Raw genomic sequence first — 18,476 nt, forward strand, 5'->3', positions numbered from 1 at the left:
GTCAGCCGGCCTCCTGTTGGCGCAGCAAGGCGTAATAGCGCCCTTGCAGGGCAACGAGTTCGTCGTGGCTGCCCACTTCCACGATGGCGCCCTGATGCATCATCACGATCTTGTCGGCATTGCGCACTGTGGAAAGACGGTGGGTCACGAAAAAGACGGTGCAGCCGCTCAGTGATTCGCGAAGGTTTTGGCAAACCCGCCGTTCGGTGTCGTAGTCGAGTGCACTGGTGGCTTCATCCATCACCAGCAACTTGGGGTTGGCCAGCAACGTGCGTGCAATGGCCAGGCGTTGACGTTGACCACCGGAGAGGCTGGCGCCGCGCTCCCCCAGTTCGGTGCTGTAACCCGATGACAATCCCATGATGAATTCATGGGCGCAGGCAATTTGCGCAGCTGTGGCAATCTCCTCTCCGCTGGCGTTGGGGTCGGTGAGGGCGATGTTGTCGCTCACACTGCCGGAGAACAGCAGTGGATCCTGGGGCACGATGCCGATTTGGCGTCGCAGGGAATACAGCTCCACTTTGTCGATGTCGTAGCCGTCGATCAGAATCCGGCCCTCTTCCGGTGAGTAGAGCCGGGGTAGCAATTTCATCAGGGTGCTCTTTCCGCTGCCGCTCTGACCCACCACACCCACGAAGGTGCCAGCGGGGATCTCGAGGTTGATGTTTTTCAGCACCTGAGGTTTGCCGGCCCCGAAGCGGAACTGCAGATCTTCAAAGTTCACCTGGCCATGCAGGGGCGGCAGAGGGATCTTGCCTTTGTCCAGTTCAGTGGATTCCTCAGGCGTGTCCACGATGTCGGCCAAGCGTTCGAAGCTCACGCGCAGCTCTTGGATGCGTTGCCAGATCGTGGACAACCGCAGCAACGGCTGGGTGACATAGCCACTGATGATGCGGAAGGCGATCAGCTGGCCAAGGGTGAGCTGACCATCCAGCACCAAGCTGGCGCCCACCCAAAGCACCATCAGCTGGGACAGCTTTTGCAGCACTTGCCCGGTCTGATTGAGAGCGGTGCCGGTGATGGTTTTTTCATAACTACGGTCGATGTATTTGGCGTAGCGCTCCTGCCACTTCCAGCGGCTCACCATCTCCACGTTTTGAGCCTTAACCGTTTGGATGCCTGTGAGCACCTCTACCAAGTGCGACTGGGTGCGGGCATTTTCTTCAGCGGCTTGGCGGAACTGCCTGCGGAACAGTGGTGCACCCACCAGGGTGATCCCTACTTGGATCGGCACCACGATCAAGGCGATCAAGGTGAGCAACCAGCTGTAGAACGCCATCACAGCGATGTAAATCACCGAGAAAGCGGCGTCGATCACGGTGGTGAGCGCTTCACCTGTGAGGAAGTTGCGGATCTTCTCTAGTTCGGCCACCCGTGTGCCCAACTCACCAACGGGTCGACGGTCGAAGTAGCCAACCGGCAGTCGCAGCAGATGATCGATCACCTCAGCGCCAAGGCGCATGTCGATGCGGTTGGTGGTGTCAGCGAACATGAACGTGCGCAGGCTTCCCAGCAACCCTTCAAAAATGGTCACGGCCACCAGGGCGATACCCAGAACTTGCAGTGTGTCTAGGCTGCGCTGAGCGATCACTTTGTCGATGATCACCTGGATCAGCAGTGGATTGGCCAGAGTGAATAGCTGCACCACAAAGGATGAGCCGAGCACCATCAGCAAGGTGGAGCGGTAGCGCTGGAGCGCCGGCAGGAACCACGCGAAGTTGAACTTGGCGTCTGGCGTGGCGCTGGTGCGGTCCACCAAAATCACCTCGAAACCATCGGGCGCCGTTTCGGCGATTGTTGTGGGGCTGAGCTCCAGCCAGCCGAGCCTGGGATGCGCCATCAGCAGGCCGTTGGCATCGCTGCGCACCACGACCCCGAAGCCGTCAGCCCAGCTCATCAAGCAGGGCACATTCATGCGGGTGCAGAGCGCAGGGGCAACTTTTGCGCCCGAGGCGTGCAGTCCCATGCCCGCAACCAGCTGACCCATCATCGGCAGGCTCGGTTCTTTGCCGCGTCCGAGCGTTTCCCGGATGGTTTTTTCCAGGGAATCGCGCCGGAACGGCAAGCCCATGATTTGGGCCAGCATCCGGAAACAGGCCATGCTTTCCCTGAGCGGGCCCTCTGCACTAATTAAGGCAACGGAATCCCGGGGGTCCTTCCCGGTGAGATCGAGGCTGGAGCGACTGTGAAGCTGAACAGCGGGGGAGGTCTCACCCGTTTCAGACGGGGTGTTGTTGTTGTCTTGATCAGCCTGCGGCTGATCTCTCCCCGCCACGATCTGCTCCACCATCAACCGTGGCAGCGTCAGCAGCCTGAGGTTGAAACGTCCTTGACTGATCGGCAGTGCATCGGATTGCTCAATGCAACTGTTGAGGGGCGCTGCTGTATTGGCACTGGCGACAAACATCTGCTGATCGGCGTCGATGTCTGCAGCGGCATCGCTGGACCCAGCTAGGGCGTTTGCATTCGGCAACACTTCCCTCAGGACATCCAGAATTCCGTAGGGCGATCGCTCGCTTTGATCAAGCAATGTTTGCAGCAGTGAGGCGAGCTCGGCTGGAAAAACGGTGCTGTTGCACCACACACGGAAGCTGGATTCTTTGGCGTAGATCTCGGCGATCAGCGCATCAGGCAGGGCCAGTGCTTCAAGATCCGTGGAGGCGCTGACTTCTTCGCAGCCCTCCGCTCTTAATAAGGACGGCAGGCCGACCAGGTTGCCGGGACCAAGCAGTGCGAGGGTGTTGAGTTGATTGTTGTGCTGACCGAGCAAGCGCGCTTTGCCGCTCACAATCAGCAGAACACGTTCCGGAACAAGGCTGGTGCTGCTTAAGGCTTGACCGATACCGAAGCGCACGATCTGACTGCGGGCGCTGAGAGTCTCAAACGTTTCTTCGGAGCATCCCTGAAACGCTGGAATCTGCCGCAGCACATCGATCTTGCCGGAAACGGTCATGCAGGCGGGGTTCCGCTACGCGATCAAAGTCGAGCCAGCTTACAGAGCATTTCTTCTTGGATCCACTCCTGGAACAATTCGGTCGTCATTTGCTCAGCGGTGGCCGCGTCGAAGCGAGCGGCTTCGTAACGCTCCAGTCGTGCCACCAGCCACCATTGCTCAATGTTGAAGGGCTCCAGCAGTTGTCCCGGTTGGCTGGTGCGTAGCCGTTCGCTTAGAGCGGGGTGGGCCTGTCGCATCGGCACCGGCCCCACGATTCCTTTGGTTTTGGCTTCTGGGCCCTGGCTGTATTGCGCCGCCAGATCCGCGAAGTTGGCTTCCTGGCCGGCAATGCGTAGATAGAGCTCGCGAGCTAGGAAACCATCCTTCACCCGCAGCAAGCTGTACACCACCTGGTCGAGTTGTTCTTTGCGGGCCAGAAAGCGCGCCTCGGCTTTGTGTTGGAAATGCTCCTGGCTGTAGAGGCGGACGCGCAGGGGCAACTCCAATTGCCAGTGCAAATCCTCAGCGCTCAGGCCGATGGCCTGGAGGTGCTGGTCCAGGGCAACATCATCCTGGATGTTCTGCTTTTGGAGGTAAGCGCTCCAGAGTTCCGCACATTGCTCAGGAGGCAGAGCAACCGATTGCACCGCCGTTGCTGTCACCTCAGCACGCACCCATGCCTTCAGCAGATTGTGCCGGCTCAGCAGAGCCTTTGTTTCCGGAGTGAGATCGTGAAAGGAGGGAGTGCTCATCCGAGTGGGAAACCGGGCTGCAATCTATGGCTCCAGGTCGTTGGCAGCAGCGTTCTCACACACGCTGAGTTCCGGCGCGCTGCTGGAGAGATCCACCAGTCCGAAACCGAAGTTGGTTGTGCGGGGCATCAGAACCCGCAGTGCGCATCCATCGATGATGCGGTGTAGATAGATTTTTTCTGGGCAGTTCCACGCGCCTGCGTTGACGAAATAGAGCCCCGGCTGGAGGCTGCCTTCAAAGCGAAAGCGGCAGCTAAAGCGCGTGCCCGCTTTAAGAGGCGCGAGGCTTTGGCCTAGCTCCGGGAAGCGTTGGCCGGTGATCAACTGGCCGGCTTTGTCGGTGATGCTGCAAGCCAGCTCCAGATTCTCCACCGCTTCATCAGCGTTGTAGTGAAGGATCACGCTGAAGCCTTCACCTTGGTGAAGCACGTTGCAGCGTTGGCCTGCGGCATCCAGGGTCTGCATGGTCTCGATCCTGAGGCCTCGGCTGGGATAGGCCATTCGGCTTTCCGGTTTCAGGTTCGGGTCGTAACCGCTGCTCTCGCCACTGGTGGAGGGTGCAGCGTTCGCTTCGCGTTCGGGATCCGGTTGATCGGCATTGGCTTCCAGTTGCACAAACAGTTTCTGGGCTTGGCTGCGCCAGTCCGCGTCACCGGTGTTGATCAGCCGTTGATAGATGGTGGTGATGCTTTTGGGCCGGCCAAGAAATTCCAGCTGGCCTTTGTGCAGCAGCATGGCCTGATCGCAGTGCTGCAGGATCTGGCCGCAGTTGTGGGTCACCAACAGGATGGAGGTGCCATTGGCCTTGAGCGCCTCCAGGTGTTTGAAGCATTTGCGTTGGAAGAATTCATCGCCGACGGCCAGCGCTTCATCCACCACCAGCACATCCGGCTGAATGTTGGCTTGCACCGCAAAGGCCAGCCGCAGCGCCATGCCACTGGAGTAGGTCTTCACCGGTTGGTGAACGAAGTCACCGATGTCCGCGAAGGCAAGGATGGCGTCCAGGTTGGCGTCCGTCTCGTCTTGGCTTAGGCCCAGCAGTGCCGCGTTGAGATAGATGTTTTCGAGGCCGGTGAACTCCGGGTTGAACCCGCTGCCCAGTTCCAGCAGTGCCGCCACGCGCCCTTCGATCGTCACGGTGCCACTGGTGGGCGTGAGTGTGCCGCAGAGCAGTTGCAGCAGCGTGCTCTTGCCGGAGCCGTTGCGGCCCACCACACCCATGGTTTGCCCCGCTTCCAAGGCGAAGCTCACATCCTTGAGGGCCCAGAAGGGTTCAAAGAAGTTGCGCTTTCCTCGCCACAAGCCCTGAGCGAGGCGAGCGCGCGGTGAAGAAAACACGCGGTAGCACTTGCTGAGCTGCTGGGCTTGGATCGTGATCGGGTCAGCCATGGTTCAGATCTCCGCTCACATCACATCTGCAAAGCCGCGGCGTGCTTTCTGGAAGAGCCGGAAGCACACTTCACACAGCACAACGCTGAGGGGCAAGCCCAGGCCGAGATAGAGCGGTGATGGTCCTTGACCGCTCACCATCACGGCCCGTGTTTGCTCGATCACCAGCACCAGCGGGTTCAAGCTCAGCACGGGCTGCCAGCGTTCGGGTAGGGCCGACACCGGATAAAAAATCGCGCTTAAGAACATCAACACACTCAAGCCCACATTCACCAGCTGAGGCAGGTCGCGTAGGTAGACGCCCAATGCTGAGAGCAACCAGCACAGCCCCAGGCATCCCAGCAGCAAGGGCAACCACACCACCGGCAGCCAAAGCGCAGTGAGCGGAATGGATCCTTGCGCAATTAGTTCGAACAGCCCCAGCACCACCAGACTGGTGCAGGCGTGAAACGCGGCCGCTGCCACAGCCACGGCACTGAGCAGTTCGAGCGGGAAGATCACCTTGGTGACGTAGCTCGGTTGGCTTAGCACCAGGGTGGGCGCCTTGCCGATGCATTCCGCAAACAGGCTGTAAACGATCAAGCCGGCGAACAGATTGATGGCAAAGCCGATCGGCCCTGCGTCCTGCAGGTCGGGCCAGCGTGCTTTGAATACCGTGGAGAACACAAACGTGTACACCGCCAGCATCAGCAGCGGGTTGAGCAGGGTCCATCCCCAGCCCAGCAACGATCCCCGGTAGCGGGAGGCGACTTCGCGTTCGGTCAGACGCCAAAGGATGGTGGGATTGCGGGTGAGGGCGCCGAAGGCCTGGAGTGATCGCTGCATGGGAGCCCTCATCCGGCCTGGTGGGGAAACGTGTTCAGGTAGCTGCGGAAGGAGGGATGACCATGTTCCACCTGTAGGAACCGCCAATGCTTCAAGCTGGGCTTCATCACCGGATAGCGGTGCAGCACGGTGAGGGTGGCGGCGGTTTCCAGCGGTCCCACAAAGCCTTCTCGCGGCAGCGGTTGCTGACTGAGCTCCTCGGCTTGTTGGGCGCTCAATACGAAACACCCGGAATGGGGGTTAGCGGTGAGATCGAAGTGCACGGCCTCTTGCCCTGCGTAGAGCCCTTGGGCGGCATTGGCTTGCGGCTGCATGAAGCGGCCAATGAACTGGGGTGACAGGGGACCATCGACGAGCAATTGATGAATGCCCGCCTGATGCACGGGTTCGTAGCGGTGGGGCATCAATGAAAAACGATGCTCGGTTTTCTCCAGAAACCAGCGTTGCTTGTCGAAGAACGCGGGATCGTGGATGACCAAATCGTCTTCCAGATACATCAGCAGGTCGGCACCGGCACGGTTGGCGATCAGGTGATCACGGCAGGCCAGGGGCAGCTCCCGGGGGTTATCGGGTTGCAGACGAACCACCTCGATCCGCGGGCCGAAGAGGTCCAACACCTGGGTCAGTTGGTGTTCGCCATCCGTGCACACACTGATCTGCAGCTCGAGTGGCGGCAGATCGGCTGGAGCGTGGTCGATCCGTTTGTGCTGGATGTTGAGAACGGTGATCTCCGCTTGTCGCTGCAGCCCCAGAAGACTGTGCAAACAACGGTTGAGGGCGAGAGCGCGCTGAAATTGCCCACCGGCACGCAGTGAGCCATAACCCTGGGGGTTGGCGGCGGGATGCGCTTCCTCCCGGGCGTAGTGGGGAATGCAAATGTGAACGCGCATGACTCGTGGGAAGGGCTGGATCCGCGTTCCTGCGCGCCAGAGTACCCGTCTTGCCTTGTGTTGAGCTCACGCAATCCCATGCGACCATCGCCGCAGTGCCGAGTGGATGGGTGCAGCAGCGCAAGGGAATCATTCTCGCTGGGGGCAGTGGCACGCGCCTGCATCCCATCACGCTCGCCGTCAGCAAACAGCTGCTGCCGGTGTTCGATAAACCGATGATCTATTACCCGCTCAGCACCCTGATGCTGGCTGGGATCCGTGAGGTCTTGATCATCACCACGCCCCACGATCGGGCGGCCTTTGAACGCTTGCTGGGTGACGGCAGTGCCTGGGGGATGGAGATCAGCTATGCCATTCAGCCCAGTCCAGATGGCTTGGCCCAGGCCTTTTTGATCGGGGCTGATTTCTTGGCCGGAGCCCCGGCAGCCCTGGTGCTGGGGGACAACCTCTTCCATGGCGGTGAGCTCGTGCCGCAACTGCTGCAGAGCGCTGGTCGGGACGATGGCGCCACGGTGTTCGCCTATCCGGTGCGTGATCCGGAGCGCTACGGGGTGGTGGAGTTCGCTCCCGATGGCCGGGTGATCAGCATTGAGGAAAAGCCCGCTCAGCCGAAATCGCGTTATGCGGTCACCGGTCTGTACTTCTACGACGCGTCTGTAGTGGAGCGGGCTCGGCGGGTGGTGCCGTCGGGGCGCGGTGAGCTGGAGATCACCGATCTCAACCGTCAGTATCTGGAGGAAGGTCTGTTGCAGGTGCAACTGATGGGCCGTGGCATGGCCTGGCTCGACACCGGCACCTGTGATTCCCTCCAGGAGGCCGGCAGCTACATCCGCACCCTGGAACACCGGCAAAGTCTCAAGGTGGGCTGCCCGGAGGAGGTGGCCTGGCGCAAGGGTTGGATTGGTGACCAGCAACTCCAGGAGCTGGCCGCACCCTTGCGCAAGAGTGGTTACGGCGACTATCTGCTCCAATTAATGGAGCATCCCGATGCAGGCTGAACGGCTCAAGACAAACTCCGGTGCAACGCTCTGCGGTCCTCTGCTGATCACCCCCAAGGTGTTTGGTGACGATCGCGGCTTCTTTTTCGAGAGTTGGAACCAGGCTGCTTTCGCCGCTGCGCTGGAGGAAGACGGCCAGCCGGTGCCTGTCTTCGTGCAGGACAATCACTCTCGCTCCAGCCGTGGCGTGCTGCGGGGCCTGCATTACCAATTGCCGCCCCACCCCCAAGGCAAGCTCGTGCGCTGCGTGTTAGGCGAGATTTTTGATGTGGCCGTGGATCTGCGCCGCAGTTCAGCCACCTTTGGCCAGTGGGTCGGTGCCCATCTCACTGCTGAGAACCATCAGCAGCTCTGGGTGCCTGCCGGTTTCGGCCATGGCTTTCTCACCCTGAGTGCCCATGCTGAGGTGCTCTACAAGACCACCGATTTCTGGAGCCGCGAGTGCGAGCAAGCGGTGCGCTGGGATGATCCCGATCTGGCGATTGCTTGGCCTGCTCTGGACGGTGCCGAGGCTGGTGCCATGCCGCTTCTGTCTGCCAAAGATGCAGACGCTCCCTTGCTGAAGAACCAGTCATGCGTGTTCTGATTACCGGCGCGGCCGGTCAGTTGGGTCAGGAGCTGCAGCGTCAGTGCCCGCCTTCGGTGCAGCTGCTGGCCATGGCTCGCGAGCAACTTGATCTCGCCGACTCCGCTGCTTGCCGCGCGGCCGTTGAGACGCATCGGCCCGACTGGGTGATCAGCGCCGGGGCTTACACCGCGGTGGATCGCGCGGAAGCAGAGCCGGAGCTGGCCCATCGGGTGAATGCTGAAGCGCCCGGCGCCTTCGCGGCGGCGCTCGCCCAGACCGGGGGCTCGCTGTTGCAAGTGAGCACGGATTTTGTGTTCAACGGGGCTCAAGGAACGCCCTACCGCCCTGATCAACCTGTTGACCCCCTGGGCGTGTACGGCTGCACCAAAGCCGCTGGCGAGCAGGCTGCTGCCGAAGCACTGCCGGCTGATCGGCTCTGCATCCTGCGCACCAGTTGGGTGTATGGGCCGGTGGGTAAAAACTTCCTGCTGACCATGCTGAAGTTGCATGCCATCAAGGCTGCGGCAGGTGAGCCCCTGCGGGTTGTGGCCGATCAGGTGGGCTGTCCGACGAGCACCAGCACCCTGGCCGAGGCCTGCTGGGCCGTTGTTGCACAAGGGGCTTCTGGCATCCATCACTGCAGCGACGCTGGTGCGGCCAGTTGGTTCGACTTTGCTGTGGCGATTGGGGAGATCGCTCAGGCATCAGGGCGCCTGAGCCAAGTAGCCGTGGTGGAGCCGATCACCACCGCCGACTACCCCACGCCGGCAAGCCGTCCTGGCTACTCCTTGCTCGATTGCAGCCTTACTCGATCAGCGTTGGGATTGTCTGCACGCCACTGGCGTCAGGCCCTCGCTGCCGTGATCGATCAACTCCCCTGACGTCACTGGCCGATCGCTCTTGAGGCCACCAGATCAATCAGGTTGAGCTGGCGCGGCAGGCAGCGCTCCAAGCTGTAGTGCTCCACGGCATCGCGATGGGCTTGCGTGCCCAATTTTTGGGCCAGTTGGCGATCGTTCAGCAGCCGATCCACTTGATCGGCGATGGCTTGCGGACTGAAGAAATCCACCAATAAGCCGTTGTGTTCGTCCTCCATCACCTCCATCACGGGCGCAGTGGCGGACCCCACGATGGGGCAACCGATGCTCATCGCTTCCAGCAGGCTCCAGCTGAGCACGAAGGGGTAGGTGAGATACACATGCGCTTTGCTGAGCTGCAGCAAGGTCAGAAAGCGGTCGTAGTCGATGCGGCCGACGAAATGCACTCGTGAAGGGTCGTAGTGGCCGTCGATCTCTGCCAAAAAACGATCACACCACTCGCCATCGTCACAGGCTTTGCCGTAGCTGATCCCTTCCCTTTCTCCAACAATCACAATCCTGGCCTCAGGTTGAAGCTCCTGAATCCTCGGAATGGCGCGGATGAAGGAGTGACAACCGCGATAGGGCTCGATATGGCGGTTCACAAAGGTGATCAGGTTGTCAGCGCTCGTGAGTGTCAGCTCGTCGTCGATTTTAAAAGCGAGTTTTTTGAGGTTTTTGGCTGGCTTGGCCCGGATGGAGATGCCGTCGTGAATCACAGAAAAGCGATGGTGAAACCGTTCTGGATAGGAGCTTTTCTGGAAGGCCGTTGGACTGATATTCCAGGTGGCGTGATCAAGATTCAGCAGCGTATTGGCGTTCTTGAAATGAATCCGTCCGGAGTTCTGCCAGTCGCTGTCATCGGGTTGGAGTTCGCGATCGAAAGCGCAATCAAATCCATTCACGTTGTAGCAAAACTCCTGATACATCAAAATGGGTGCATCAGGCCAGATGAAGGGTAAGAAGAGCAATTCTCCCCAGCCGGGATGGCCACAGATGATGTCAGGCGTGAAGCCTTTTTGTTTCAATTGTTGGCAGAGTTCTGCGCAGGCTTCAGCGCGTATTGCTTTCGTTTCGGCGTCGACAATTAGAGGATGGGTGTCGTTGCCATTTCCTCTTTTGGGTTGATAAATGCAATGGTGATAACCCTTTGTTTTGGGGATGCTGCTTTCACGCATTCCCACGGAAACAATCGTGTTGCCAGGCTGCTTGAGCAGTTGCTGGCAGATATGAACATATTGACCTGGAAAGGCTTGGTGAACGAACAGAATATTCATGCGTTGGCGTCGAAGCGGCAGGGCTCAGTCCGTGTCTTGTTCGGATGAAGATCGAGCTCAGCAGACGTGTGCCGAGCTGGACGAGCCTGGTCAAACATGGGCCATTCTTATAGGAGGATCGCCACTCAGGCACAAGCTCGATAGCTGGATGAAGGCGCGCTCGTCACTGCTTTGGATCAGCCTGAGCCTTGACGTTGTGGGGTTGGTGCTCGCAGCTCTGCTGGCGACGCACTTGCTGCATCACAACCCTGCCCTGGTGCTCAGCATCGATGGCTTGACCTTCGGGCTAGGGTTTCTCTTGCTGGCATGGTTTTTTGGCGGGTACTCCTTCCTGCGCTGGCCCTGGATGCCATTTCGGCAGCTGTTGCAGCGATGGTTGCTGGTGGTGGGCAGTGCCCTGCTCCTTGCGGTCCTGGCGGGTTGGCTGCTCAATGTCCCCGTCACGGCGGTGTGGTTCCACCGCAGCACGCTGCTGATCCTGGGCCTGGCGCTTGGTTGCTGGGGGGTGTTGATGCGCTGCTGGCTGCATCCGTTGGCACGGCGTCAAGCCGCCTTGGCCTTGGCGCAATCCCCGGTGGCGCAACGGCTTTCCAGGGCTGACCTGCCCGTGGCGCAAGCGTCGGCCAAGGCCCAGCGCCAATTGCTGCTGCTGTTGGTGGCGTATCACCCGTCCCCTCTGGAGGTGGAGCAACTGCAGGCTTGCCTGGCAAAGCTGCCGCCTGAGGTGGGCTATGCCGTGGTGGTGAACGACCATCAGCCGGGCGAGCCAGTGGATCAGCTGGCGGCCGCAGCCGACCTGTTCCTCGCCAATGCCGACAACCCTGGTTACGGCCGTGCCGTGAACCGGTTGGTGGTGAGCCTGGGGCAGTTGCCGCCTTACATCGGGGTGCTGAACACGGATCTTTCCTGGGAGCCCGGCAGTTTTGAGCAGTTGCTGGCCTGGTTGCAACAGCATCCGCAGGTGAGCCTGGCTGTTCCGCAGATCCTCGATGAGCAGGGCACCCCTCAGAAGCTGTGCAAACACCACCCCACGGTGCTGGGACTGTTCAGCCGACGCTTCCTGCCCAATGGGCTCAAACCCGGTTGGCTGAGGCGCTACGACCGCTGGTATGTGATGGCGGATCAGAACTACGAGGAGGTGTTTGAAGCGCCCTACTTGAGCGGTTGCTGCATGCTGATCCGCAGCGAGGCATTCCGCCGCGCCGGCGGTTTCGATGAGCGTTACTTCCTCTATTTGGAAGATGCCGACCTCACCCGCAGCTTGGCCCGTGAGGGCCGTTGCGTGCACCTGCCGGTGGCGAGCGTGGTGCACGGTTGGGGCCGTGGCAACTACCGCAACCTTGGCCTGATGGCCGTAAACCTGACCAGTGCTTGGCACTACTTCCGCAAGTGGGGCTGGGCGCTCTGGTGATTGAGGTTGTTCTCCCCACTTACAACGGTGCTGCTTATCTCAAAGAGCAGGTGGACTCAATCCATCGGCAGACGCTTCGGCCCCAGCGCTTGCTGGTGCGTGATGACGGCTCCTCCGATGGCACCCAGGCTCTGCTTGCGGAGCTCCAGCAGCACTACGGCTCCTGGCTGCATCAGCTTCCTGCAGAGGAGAACCTCGGTTGCAGTGCCAATGTGAGTCGCTTGCTGGAGGCCAGCCGAGCGCCCTACGTCGCGCTTGCCGATCAAGACGACATCTGGCTGCCTGAGAAGTTGGCAGAGTCGCTTGCGTTGCTTCAGCGGCTTGAGCAGCATCACGGCGTTCACCGGCCACTGCTGGTGCATAGCGATCTGGAGCTGATGGCGGCCGATGGTTGTCCTTTGGGCAGCACTTATATGCAGCATCAGCGTCTGGATCCCGGCTGCACGGCTCCAGAGGCTCTTGCGCTCACCAACGTGGTGACCGGTTGTACGGTTTTGGTCAACCGCGCTCTGCTGGATCAGGCGCTGCCCATACCCCCGGAAGCTCTGATGCACGACTGGTGGCTGGCCCTCGTAGCCAGTCGTTTCGGCGCGATCGGCTGGCTGCCGCAGCCGACGATGCTGTATCGCCAGCACGGCGGCAACGTGCTGGGTGCCCAGGGTTTGGGGCTGGCTTACTGGATGACACGGCTCCGGAATCTCTTGGTTGATCCCGCCGCTGGTGGCCATACCCGCGCGGCGTTGCAACAGGCGGCGTGTTTTGAGCAGCGTTACGGACAGGCTTTGTCGCCACTCCCTGCGCTGATGCAGGTGACGCGCCGCCGCCGTTGGCTGGCGTTGTGCCGTCTCCCTGCGCATCAACGTCCTTGGAAACATGGGCCATTGCGGACGCTGGGGTTATACGGTCTGCTGGCTTGGATGCCCCGATGAAAGTCCGATCCCTGATCCGTCGTTTGCGCACCTCCGCTCAGGTGCTGCGTGGGGATCCAGGGGTTGTTCTGCGTTTGCCGCGCTTTGTTTGGCGGACCCTCAAGGAAGGGCCACGCGCCAGCCTGGATCGGTTGCGGCGCCTCAGCGATCCGCTGCGTTTCTCGGTGGATTACGAGGCTTGGCTCGCCGAATTTGGCACCACGGCGTTGGAGAAGGAGGCCATGCAGGCCTGGGCCAAGGCGTTGCCTGAACCGGCTCAGATCGCTGTGCTGATGCCTGTGTTCAACCCCAAGCCCGAGTGGTTGCAGGCGGCGATCGCTTCGGTTCAAGCGCAGCTTTACCCCCATTGGCAGCTCTGCATCGCTGATGACTGCTCCACGGATCCCCGCATCCGCCCGCTGCTGGAAGCGGCGATGGCGGCTGATCCCCGCATCCAGGTGGTGTTCAGGGAGCGCAATGGGCACATCTGCGCAAGTTCCAACAGCGCTTTGCAGGTGGTGCGAGCTCCCTGGCTGGCCTTGCTGGATCACGATGATCTGCTGCCCGACGATGCATTGATCTGGGTGGCGCAGGCCATTCAGTCCCATCCGGAAGCGCGGCTGTTTTACTCCGATGAAGACAAGATCAGTCCGGATGAGACGCGGTTCGACCCCTACTTCAAGGGGGACTGGAATCCCCTGCTGATGCAGGCGCAGAACACGTTTTCCCATCTCGGCGTCTACAACACCGCATTGGTGCGGTCTGTGGGTGGCTTCCGAGAGGGGTTTGAAGGTTCACAAGACCACGACTTGGTGTTGCGTTGCAGTGAGCGGTTGCGCCGTGATCAGATCGTGCATATTCCGCGGGTGCTTTACCACTGGCGCGTGCATCCCGAAAGCACGGCAGGGGGTGCTCAGGCCAAGCCGTACACGGTGCAAGCCGCGGAGCGTGCCATTACAGAACATCTTCAGCGTCAGCAGCTGCCCTTGCAGGCCGTGGGCTGGACTCCGCTTGGATTCAGGGCCGAGCTGGCCCTGCCTGAGCCCGCCCCGCGGGTCAGCGTGATCATCCCCACGCGCAATGGCTTGAAGGTGCTCGAGCCTTGTCTCAACAGTTTGCTTCGCATCACCCGCTACCCCGATTTTGAAGTGCTGGTGGTGGACAATGGATCGGATGATCCAGCCACGCTGCGCTTCCTGGAAGGGTTGGAGCAGCAGGGCAAGATCTGCGTGCTGCGTGATCCCAGCCCGTTCAACTACTCAGCGCTCAACAACAAAGCCGTGGAGCAAGCCACGGGCACGTTGGTCTGTCTGCTCAACAACGACATTGAGGTGATTGAGCCTGACTGGCTCGAAGCCCTGGTGGTTCAGGCGTTGAGACCCGGCGTGGGTGCGGTCGGTGCACGTCTGCTCTACCCCAATCGAACCCTGCAACACGCGGGTGTGTTGCTTGGTGTGGGGGGTGTCGCCAACCATGCTCACCTCGGCTGGCCTGGCGAGCATCCGGGCTATTTCTCGAGAGCGCAGTTGAACCAGGAGATGGCGGCTGTGACGGGCGCTTGCCTCGTGGTGCGCAAGGAGCACTACTTGAAGGTGGGGGGTCTTGATGCCACGCATCTCAAGGTGGCGTTCAACGATGTCGACTTCTGCTTGAAGCTTCGGGAGATCGGTCTCCACAACGTTTATGTGGGTGCCGCCAAGCTCATCCATCACGAGTCGGTGAGTCGTGGCCAGGATTTGAGTCCTGAGAAAGCCGCTCGCTTTGCATCAGAAGTGGCTTGGATGCAGCAGCGCTGGGGTGAGCAGCTCAAGCACGACCCCGCCTACAACCCCAATCTTTGTCTCGATAATCCCCATTTCCGGCTCTCCTGGCCGCCACGTTTGGAGCGCTGGCCTGTACCGGCGCAAGAGAGTGCGCAGGCTTAGCCCTTGGATGGCGGCCAGATCGCTTGGTCATGGCATTGCGGCAAATCGAGCCAGGGATGCCGGGCCTGCAACAAGCGACTGAGGCGGCGTTCCTGTTTGGTGGTGCTCTCCGCACGCATGGAGCTGCTGTGGCTGGTGTACGTCGCCAGCACCTGGGGGCAGAGCACCCCGTGCCAACCGGCATCGATCAACGAGCACCAGAAGTCGAAGTCTTCCCAGCCACCTGGGATGTGGGTGTAGCCGCCGATGGCCTCCCAGGCCTCACGCCGCACCAGGGCCATGGCATCGATGTAGTTCCCGCCTCGTAAAAGCTGTTGCTGCCATGGGGTGTCACTCACCAACACCCGTGGATCATCACTCCCTTGTTCCGCTTGGACTCGCACCAGACTGTGCACCACCGCGCAATTGGCTGCGCTGTGCCGCGCGAGCTGGCCGCACTGTTGCAGGGCCAGGGGTTCCAGCTGATTGTCGGCATCCAGCACAAAGCACCAGGGGCTTGTGGCCAATCGAAAAGCAGTGTTCCTTGCAGCGGCCAGTCCACCATTGCTGTTGTGCTGCAACAGCAAGCAGCGTCCGAGTTGCGGATGGTGTTCTTGCATCCATGTCCGCACAACGGCGGCGCTGTCGTCGCTTGAGGCATCGTCCACCACGATCAGCTCGGTGGAGCCGGCTTCGCTCTGGGCCAGCACACTGTTGAGGGCATCCAGGATGCGAGCCCCGTAGTTGTAGAGGCTGATGCAGACGCTCAGGCCTCTGCTGCGCTGCCTCTTGTCCTGATCGAACAGCACACGGACGCTTGGCGCAGGGGTTTGGCAAGGCTCTGCTGGCGGGCAGCCTTGGCGGTACCAGTGCAGTTCTTGCTGCAGCTCACGGCCGCTGATCGCTGCGTTCAGGATCAGGATCGGGGCTTTTTGCGCAGCACCGGTTTGGCGCAGGACCTGCCAGCCCTGCATCTGTTGCTCCTCAGGTGTGATCTGCTGGCGCACCAGTTCGAGCCCGTTGCTCAGGCAACCTTGCAGCCACTGAGCTAGCAGGTGAGCGCTCCGGGAATCGCCCTGCGTCAGCCCATTGAACCCGGGGATGCCGAGCAGGGGTGGATGCAGCTCTTGGCTGAGTGCGGGGCTTTCAGTGCCAAGGCAGAGGGTTGTTCCAAGGCATCGGAGCTGCTCGGGTGCTGCGAGCCCCAGCGTCTCAGCGCAGGCATCCCAATTGCCGTTCATGGGAGTGAGATAGCCGTTGGTGGTTTGGTGGGGGTGCAGCCAGGAGGCGTTCACGCCGAACTGACGCAGCAGCCTCACCCGATCGCGATCGGGATCCCAGACCCGCTCCAGTTGCGCGAGTGCCAGCAGTTCCTCAGCACCCAGCTGGCCGCTGCAGACATCCATCAGGTTGAGGGCGACCAGGCTTTCTGTTGCACGGCCAAAGGGCAGGACCAGGATCTCTCCATCTGACGCCCTCTCGATCGGGCAGTGTTGAATCCAGGCATGCACTGGCCACTGATTCAGGTCGCCGCCGCGCACCTGGAGTGTGATCGCGGACTCCGATGAACTCCAGGGTTCTGCCGCCGGGGTGGATCCGGCGAGCAGAGCGATGCGCTCCAACTCCAAGCTGCGGAACCCCTGTGTTTCCCAGAAATGCAGCTGGTGCTCCGCTGCCGGCCCTTGGCTGCCGCAGCTCAGTTCAGCCAAAGCGCCCCAGGGATGCTCGGCCACCCGGTTCACAGCTGGCTTGCCCAGCCATTGCTTCACGCGTTGTTTGATTCGGCTGCGCCGGCGGGGCAGCGGGGCCGGGGCAGGCAGCTCAGGTTGTCGGTTCAGCCACTGCTCCAGCGCTTGCCGCACGGGGCGTTGCCGTTCAACCGGCTGGAGTGCCAGCTGGTTCAGGCGTTGATACATTGCCTGAACCGGTCGGAACAGGGGGGTGGGCAGATCGTGCAGGCGACTGCGGCGGTGCTCTGGTTTGACAGCCTTTAGTGCCTGACGCTGCTGGTCTTGTGAGGCCTCTGGGGCCAGGTTGTTCACCTGCTTGAGAGCCGTGTCTGGGGTGAACCAGTGGCTGTAGCTCACCACTTGAAGCGGCAGGTCAGCGCCGTCGCGCAGCACCTGGGCGTTGTGGTGCCACCACAGGCGCTGGGCACGCCATCCATCCATGCCGGTGACGGCTTGATCCCGCCGCACCAAGGAAACCATCACTTCCGCGGGATCGCGCACCGCTAACAGCAGTTGCAGAGGGATCTTCAGCGTCAGGCAGGCTTGCTTCCAGAGCGGCAGCAGCAGGCTGCTGCGGGGATCCTTGATCGCCCAGGGACCCTGCTGCCGCTCGGCTTCGACCTGCAACAGCGCGATCAGATCCTTCAGGGCCTGCTGCCCAGGCTCGCTGGTCAGCCAGTTCTGGGGGAGGCGATGCATTCCCCGCGGGGAGGGCCACCAGCGCTCGAGATCAATCAGCAGCTGCTCTTGCAGGGCGGTGATGTCGGCGCGTTCGAAATAGCCCTCTGGATTGTGGGTGTCACCGGCAATTAACGGACCCGGCATGGCGATTCCACAGGCCGGCAACAGCGATCCCAGCAGCGAGGTGCCGCTGCGATGCATGCCAACAATCAGGGTGAGCGGTGGTCGCTGGCTCATGGGGTCGTCAGCTGTTTGGCAATGGCTGCGGCCCATTGACTGGTGCTGAGGGGGCCGGGATGGTTGTCAAACGGTTCGAGGTTGTCGCGGGTCCAGAGAGAGCTCTTGCCTCGGAGATCCAAGACGGCAACGCCGCGTTGGCGGTAATGGCTGATCACGGCACTGTCGTCAGCCCCTTGCAGCCACAACACCACAGGTGTGGCCTGCAAAGCCTTCACGTCCTGCAGGATCGCATCGATCAATGCGGTGGTGACCTGAATCTGGACGTTGCCGTCAGGATCCGGGCCTGGATGGTCTTGGAACAGCGGAACCTGCGAGATGCTGAGCGTTCCATTCACAAGCTCAGCACGGGGGTGGCTGTAAGCCTTGGCTAGCTCAGGTTGGCGTTGAAGCTGTTGTTGAAAGGTGCCGCAGCGTGGGTTGAAGGTTTTCAGGCGTGAGGGAGCCGCCACATTGCGTTTGAGGTAGTAATCGGCATGGCCAAGCAGCACATGGCCGCCCTGGAGTTGTTGGCGCAGCGCTGCAGGAATCAGACTTGGCGTGTCGATGGAATCGCGCAACATCAGCCACTGGTGCACGGTGCCGAATCCACCCCCGGCGTAATTGGCAACGGGTTGATTGGGCAACAGGCTTTGCAGTTGCCACGCCAAGGAGGCGTTGTCGGAGAGGCCCGCACCAAACACGAAGCTGTCGCCGAGCAGCAACACAGCGGGCTCGGAGCGGTTGTGCAGGGTCGGTGGGTAGCTCAGCCGTTCGCCTTGGGGGCCCGTGGTCAACGACCACTGGTAGCGGTTCACCGCTCCCTGGATGCCTTGGCGCTCAATGGTGTGTGGCAGCTGAATGGTGGCCGTGTGGCTGCTGTTCGGCTTGTACCAATAGCCAAGGGTGGGATCCGGGCGGTACGGCGAGTTGGGCTCCCAGGTGGTTTTGCGATCACAGCCTTTGACTGACTCATCCGCCTTGGGTCGGTTGGAGTCTTTGAAGCGCCGCGCCAGTCGCACCAGGGCCAGTGGTTCTCCTTCCCGTTGGGCCATCAGAGCTGCTGTCACCTCGGCCAAGGCGAGCAAGCCCGCTAACACCAGCAGGTTGATGACCAGCAGTTTGCGCATCAGAG

Annotated in this window: 15 protein-coding genes; 7 read left to right on the forward strand and 8 right to left on the reverse strand. The window is 61.1% G+C overall.

Translation table 11 applies throughout. The annotated features are described in order from the left end of the window. Position 1 precedes the first annotated feature (1 nt). From SynNOUM97013_RS00445 to SynNOUM97013_RS00465, 5 genes are read right to left on the reverse strand one after another with little or no spacing between them, the layout of a single operon-like run. A complete protein-coding gene (locus SynNOUM97013_RS00445) occupies positions 2-2,953 on the reverse strand; it encodes a peptidase domain-containing ABC transporter (RefSeq protein WP_186480322.1) in 2,952 nt (983 codons plus the stop codon). Between the two features lie 23 nt (positions 2,954-2,976). Beyond that, a complete protein-coding gene (locus SynNOUM97013_RS00450) occupies positions 2,977-3,687 on the reverse strand; it encodes a peptidylprolyl isomerase (protein WP_186480323.1) in 711 nt (236 codons plus the stop codon). Between the two features lie 24 nt (positions 3,688-3,711). Continuing rightward, on the reverse strand, positions 3,712-5,076 hold the full coding sequence (locus SynNOUM97013_RS00455) for an ABC transporter ATP-binding protein (protein WP_186480324.1): 1,365 nt from the start codon (positions 5,074-5,076) through the stop codon (positions 3,712-3,714). A gap of 15 nt (positions 5,077-5,091) precedes the next feature. After that, positions 5,092-5,901 carry an ABC transporter permease gene (locus SynNOUM97013_RS00460; protein WP_186480325.1) on the reverse strand — a complete coding sequence of 270 codons (810 nt, stop codon included), beginning with the start codon at positions 5,899-5,901 and terminating at the stop codon, positions 5,092-5,094. A gap of 8 nt (positions 5,902-5,909) precedes the next feature. Beyond that, positions 5,910-6,791, reverse strand: a complete 882-nt coding sequence (locus tag SynNOUM97013_RS00465; protein ID WP_186480326.1) for a hypothetical protein — start codon at positions 6,789-6,791, stop codon at positions 5,910-5,912. Positions 6,792-6,886: 95 nt separating this feature from the next. On the opposite strand from SynNOUM97013_RS00465, the gene rfbA reads away from it, so the two are divergent. The 3 genes from rfbA to rfbD are packed head-to-tail and all read left to right on the forward strand — an operon-like array spanning position 6,887 to position 9,238. Continuing rightward, positions 6,887-7,789 (forward strand): glucose-1-phosphate thymidylyltransferase RfbA, encoded by a 903-nt coding sequence (gene rfbA, locus SynNOUM97013_RS00470; RefSeq protein ID WP_370586484.1) that lies wholly within the window; start codon positions 6,887-6,889, stop codon positions 7,787-7,789. Beyond that, entirely contained in the window at positions 7,779-8,375 is a 597-nt protein-coding gene (gene rfbC / locus SynNOUM97013_RS00475; protein WP_186480328.1) for a dTDP-4-dehydrorhamnose 3,5-epimerase, read from the forward strand. The genes rfbA and rfbC overlap by 11 nt, the downstream gene beginning before the upstream one ends. Continuing rightward, positions 8,363-9,238, forward strand: coding sequence for a dTDP-4-dehydrorhamnose reductase (rfbD, locus tag SynNOUM97013_RS00480; protein ID WP_186480329.1), 876 nt, complete (start codon positions 8,363-8,365; stop codon positions 9,236-9,238). Before rfbC ends, rfbD begins: the two co-directional genes overlap by 13 nt. A 2-nt stretch (positions 9,239-9,240) precedes the next feature. On the opposite strand, the gene SynNOUM97013_RS00485 is transcribed toward rfbD, so the two are convergent. Continuing rightward, positions 9,241-10,392 (reverse strand): glycosyltransferase, encoded by a 1,152-nt coding sequence (locus SynNOUM97013_RS00485; protein WP_255443113.1) that lies wholly within the window; start codon positions 10,390-10,392, stop codon positions 9,241-9,243. Between SynNOUM97013_RS00485 and SynNOUM97013_RS13670 the strand changes: the two genes are divergently transcribed. From SynNOUM97013_RS13670 to SynNOUM97013_RS00500, 4 genes are all read left to right on the forward strand, one after another. After that, complete coding sequence (locus SynNOUM97013_RS13670; RefSeq protein WP_255443116.1) at positions 10,309-10,539, forward strand: hypothetical protein; 231 nt, start codon at positions 10,309-10,311, stop codon at positions 10,537-10,539. The two genes, SynNOUM97013_RS00485 and SynNOUM97013_RS13670, sit on opposite strands and share 84 nt — an antisense overlap. Before the next feature lie 100 nt (positions 10,540-10,639). Continuing rightward, on the forward strand, positions 10,640-11,902 hold the full coding sequence (locus SynNOUM97013_RS00490; RefSeq protein ID WP_255442846.1) for a glycosyltransferase family 2 protein: 1,263 nt from the start codon (positions 10,640-10,642) through the stop codon (positions 11,900-11,902). Continuing rightward, the gene (locus tag SynNOUM97013_RS00495) at positions 11,863-12,831 is read left to right on the forward strand and encodes a glycosyltransferase family 2 protein (RefSeq protein ID WP_186480331.1); all 969 of its coding nucleotides are present in this window, start codon (positions 11,863-11,865) and stop codon (positions 12,829-12,831) included. The genes SynNOUM97013_RS00490 and SynNOUM97013_RS00495 overlap by 40 nt, the downstream gene beginning before the upstream one ends. After that, positions 12,828-14,735: a glycosyltransferase family 2 protein gene (locus tag SynNOUM97013_RS00500; protein ID WP_186480332.1), complete on the forward strand. Its 1,908-nt coding sequence runs from the start codon at positions 12,828-12,830 to the stop codon at positions 14,733-14,735. The genes SynNOUM97013_RS00495 and SynNOUM97013_RS00500 overlap by 4 nt, the downstream gene beginning before the upstream one ends. Here SynNOUM97013_RS00500 and SynNOUM97013_RS00505 read toward each other — a convergent pair. Together SynNOUM97013_RS00505 and SynNOUM97013_RS00510 are read right to left on the reverse strand one after the other, a co-directional pair. Continuing rightward, positions 14,732-17,362, reverse strand: a complete 2,631-nt coding sequence (locus SynNOUM97013_RS00505) for a glycosyltransferase (protein ID WP_186480333.1) — start codon at positions 17,360-17,362, stop codon at positions 14,732-14,734. The genes SynNOUM97013_RS00500 and SynNOUM97013_RS00505 overlap by 4 nt on opposite strands. Next, positions 17,359-18,471, reverse strand: a complete 1,113-nt coding sequence (locus SynNOUM97013_RS00510) for a hypothetical protein (RefSeq protein ID WP_186480334.1) — start codon at positions 18,469-18,471, stop codon at positions 17,359-17,361. The genes SynNOUM97013_RS00505 and SynNOUM97013_RS00510 overlap by 4 nt, the downstream gene beginning before the upstream one ends. Positions 18,472-18,476 lie beyond the last annotated feature (5 nt).

Source organism: Synechococcus sp. NOUM97013 (genome assembly GCF_014279815.1).
Taxonomy (GTDB): domain Bacteria; phylum Cyanobacteriota; class Cyanobacteriia; order PCC-6307; family Cyanobiaceae; genus Synechococcus_C.

Excerpts from the sequence above, each read along its gene's own strand:
- SynNOUM97013_RS00460 (WP_186480325.1), bottom strand. The coding sequence starts at position 5,901 with ATGCAGCGATCACTCCAGGCCTTCGGCGCCCTCACCCGCAATCCCACC.
- rfbD (WP_186480329.1), top strand. The coding sequence starts at position 8,363 with ATGCGTGTTCTGATTACCGGCGCGGCCGGTCAGTTGGGTCAGGAGCTG.
- SynNOUM97013_RS00465 (WP_186480326.1), bottom strand. The coding sequence starts at position 6,791 with ATGCGCGTTCACATTTGCATTCCCCACTACGCCCGGGAGGAAGCGCAT.
- SynNOUM97013_RS13670 (WP_255443116.1), top strand. The coding sequence starts at position 10,309 with ATGGGTGTCGTTGCCATTTCCTCTTTTGGGTTGATAAATGCAATGGTG.
- rfbC (WP_186480328.1), top strand. The coding sequence starts at position 7,779 with ATGCAGGCTGAACGGCTCAAGACAAACTCCGGTGCAACGCTCTGCGGT.
- SynNOUM97013_RS00445 (WP_186480322.1), bottom strand. The coding sequence starts at position 2,953 with ATGACCGTTTCCGGCAAGATCGATGTGCTGCGGCAGATTCCAGCGTTT.
- SynNOUM97013_RS00500 (WP_186480332.1), top strand. The coding sequence starts at position 12,828 with ATGAAAGTCCGATCCCTGATCCGTCGTTTGCGCACCTCCGCTCAGGTG.
- SynNOUM97013_RS00490 (WP_255442846.1), top strand. The coding sequence starts at position 10,640 with ATGAAGGCGCGCTCGTCACTGCTTTGGATCAGCCTGAGCCTTGACGTT.
- SynNOUM97013_RS00505 (WP_186480333.1), bottom strand. The coding sequence starts at position 17,362 with ATGAGCCAGCGACCACCGCTCACCCTGATTGTTGGCATGCATCGCAGC.
- SynNOUM97013_RS00450 (WP_186480323.1), bottom strand. The coding sequence starts at position 3,687 with ATGAGCACTCCCTCCTTTCACGATCTCACTCCGGAAACAAAGGCTCTG.
- SynNOUM97013_RS00485 (WP_255443113.1), bottom strand. The coding sequence starts at position 10,392 with ATGCGTGAAAGCAGCATCCCCAAAACAAAGGGTTATCACCATTGCATT.
- SynNOUM97013_RS00455 (WP_186480324.1), bottom strand. The coding sequence starts at position 5,076 with ATGGCTGACCCGATCACGATCCAAGCCCAGCAGCTCAGCAAGTGCTAC.
- SynNOUM97013_RS00510 (WP_186480334.1), bottom strand. The coding sequence starts at position 18,471 with ATGCGCAAACTGCTGGTCATCAACCTGCTGGTGTTAGCGGGCTTGCTC.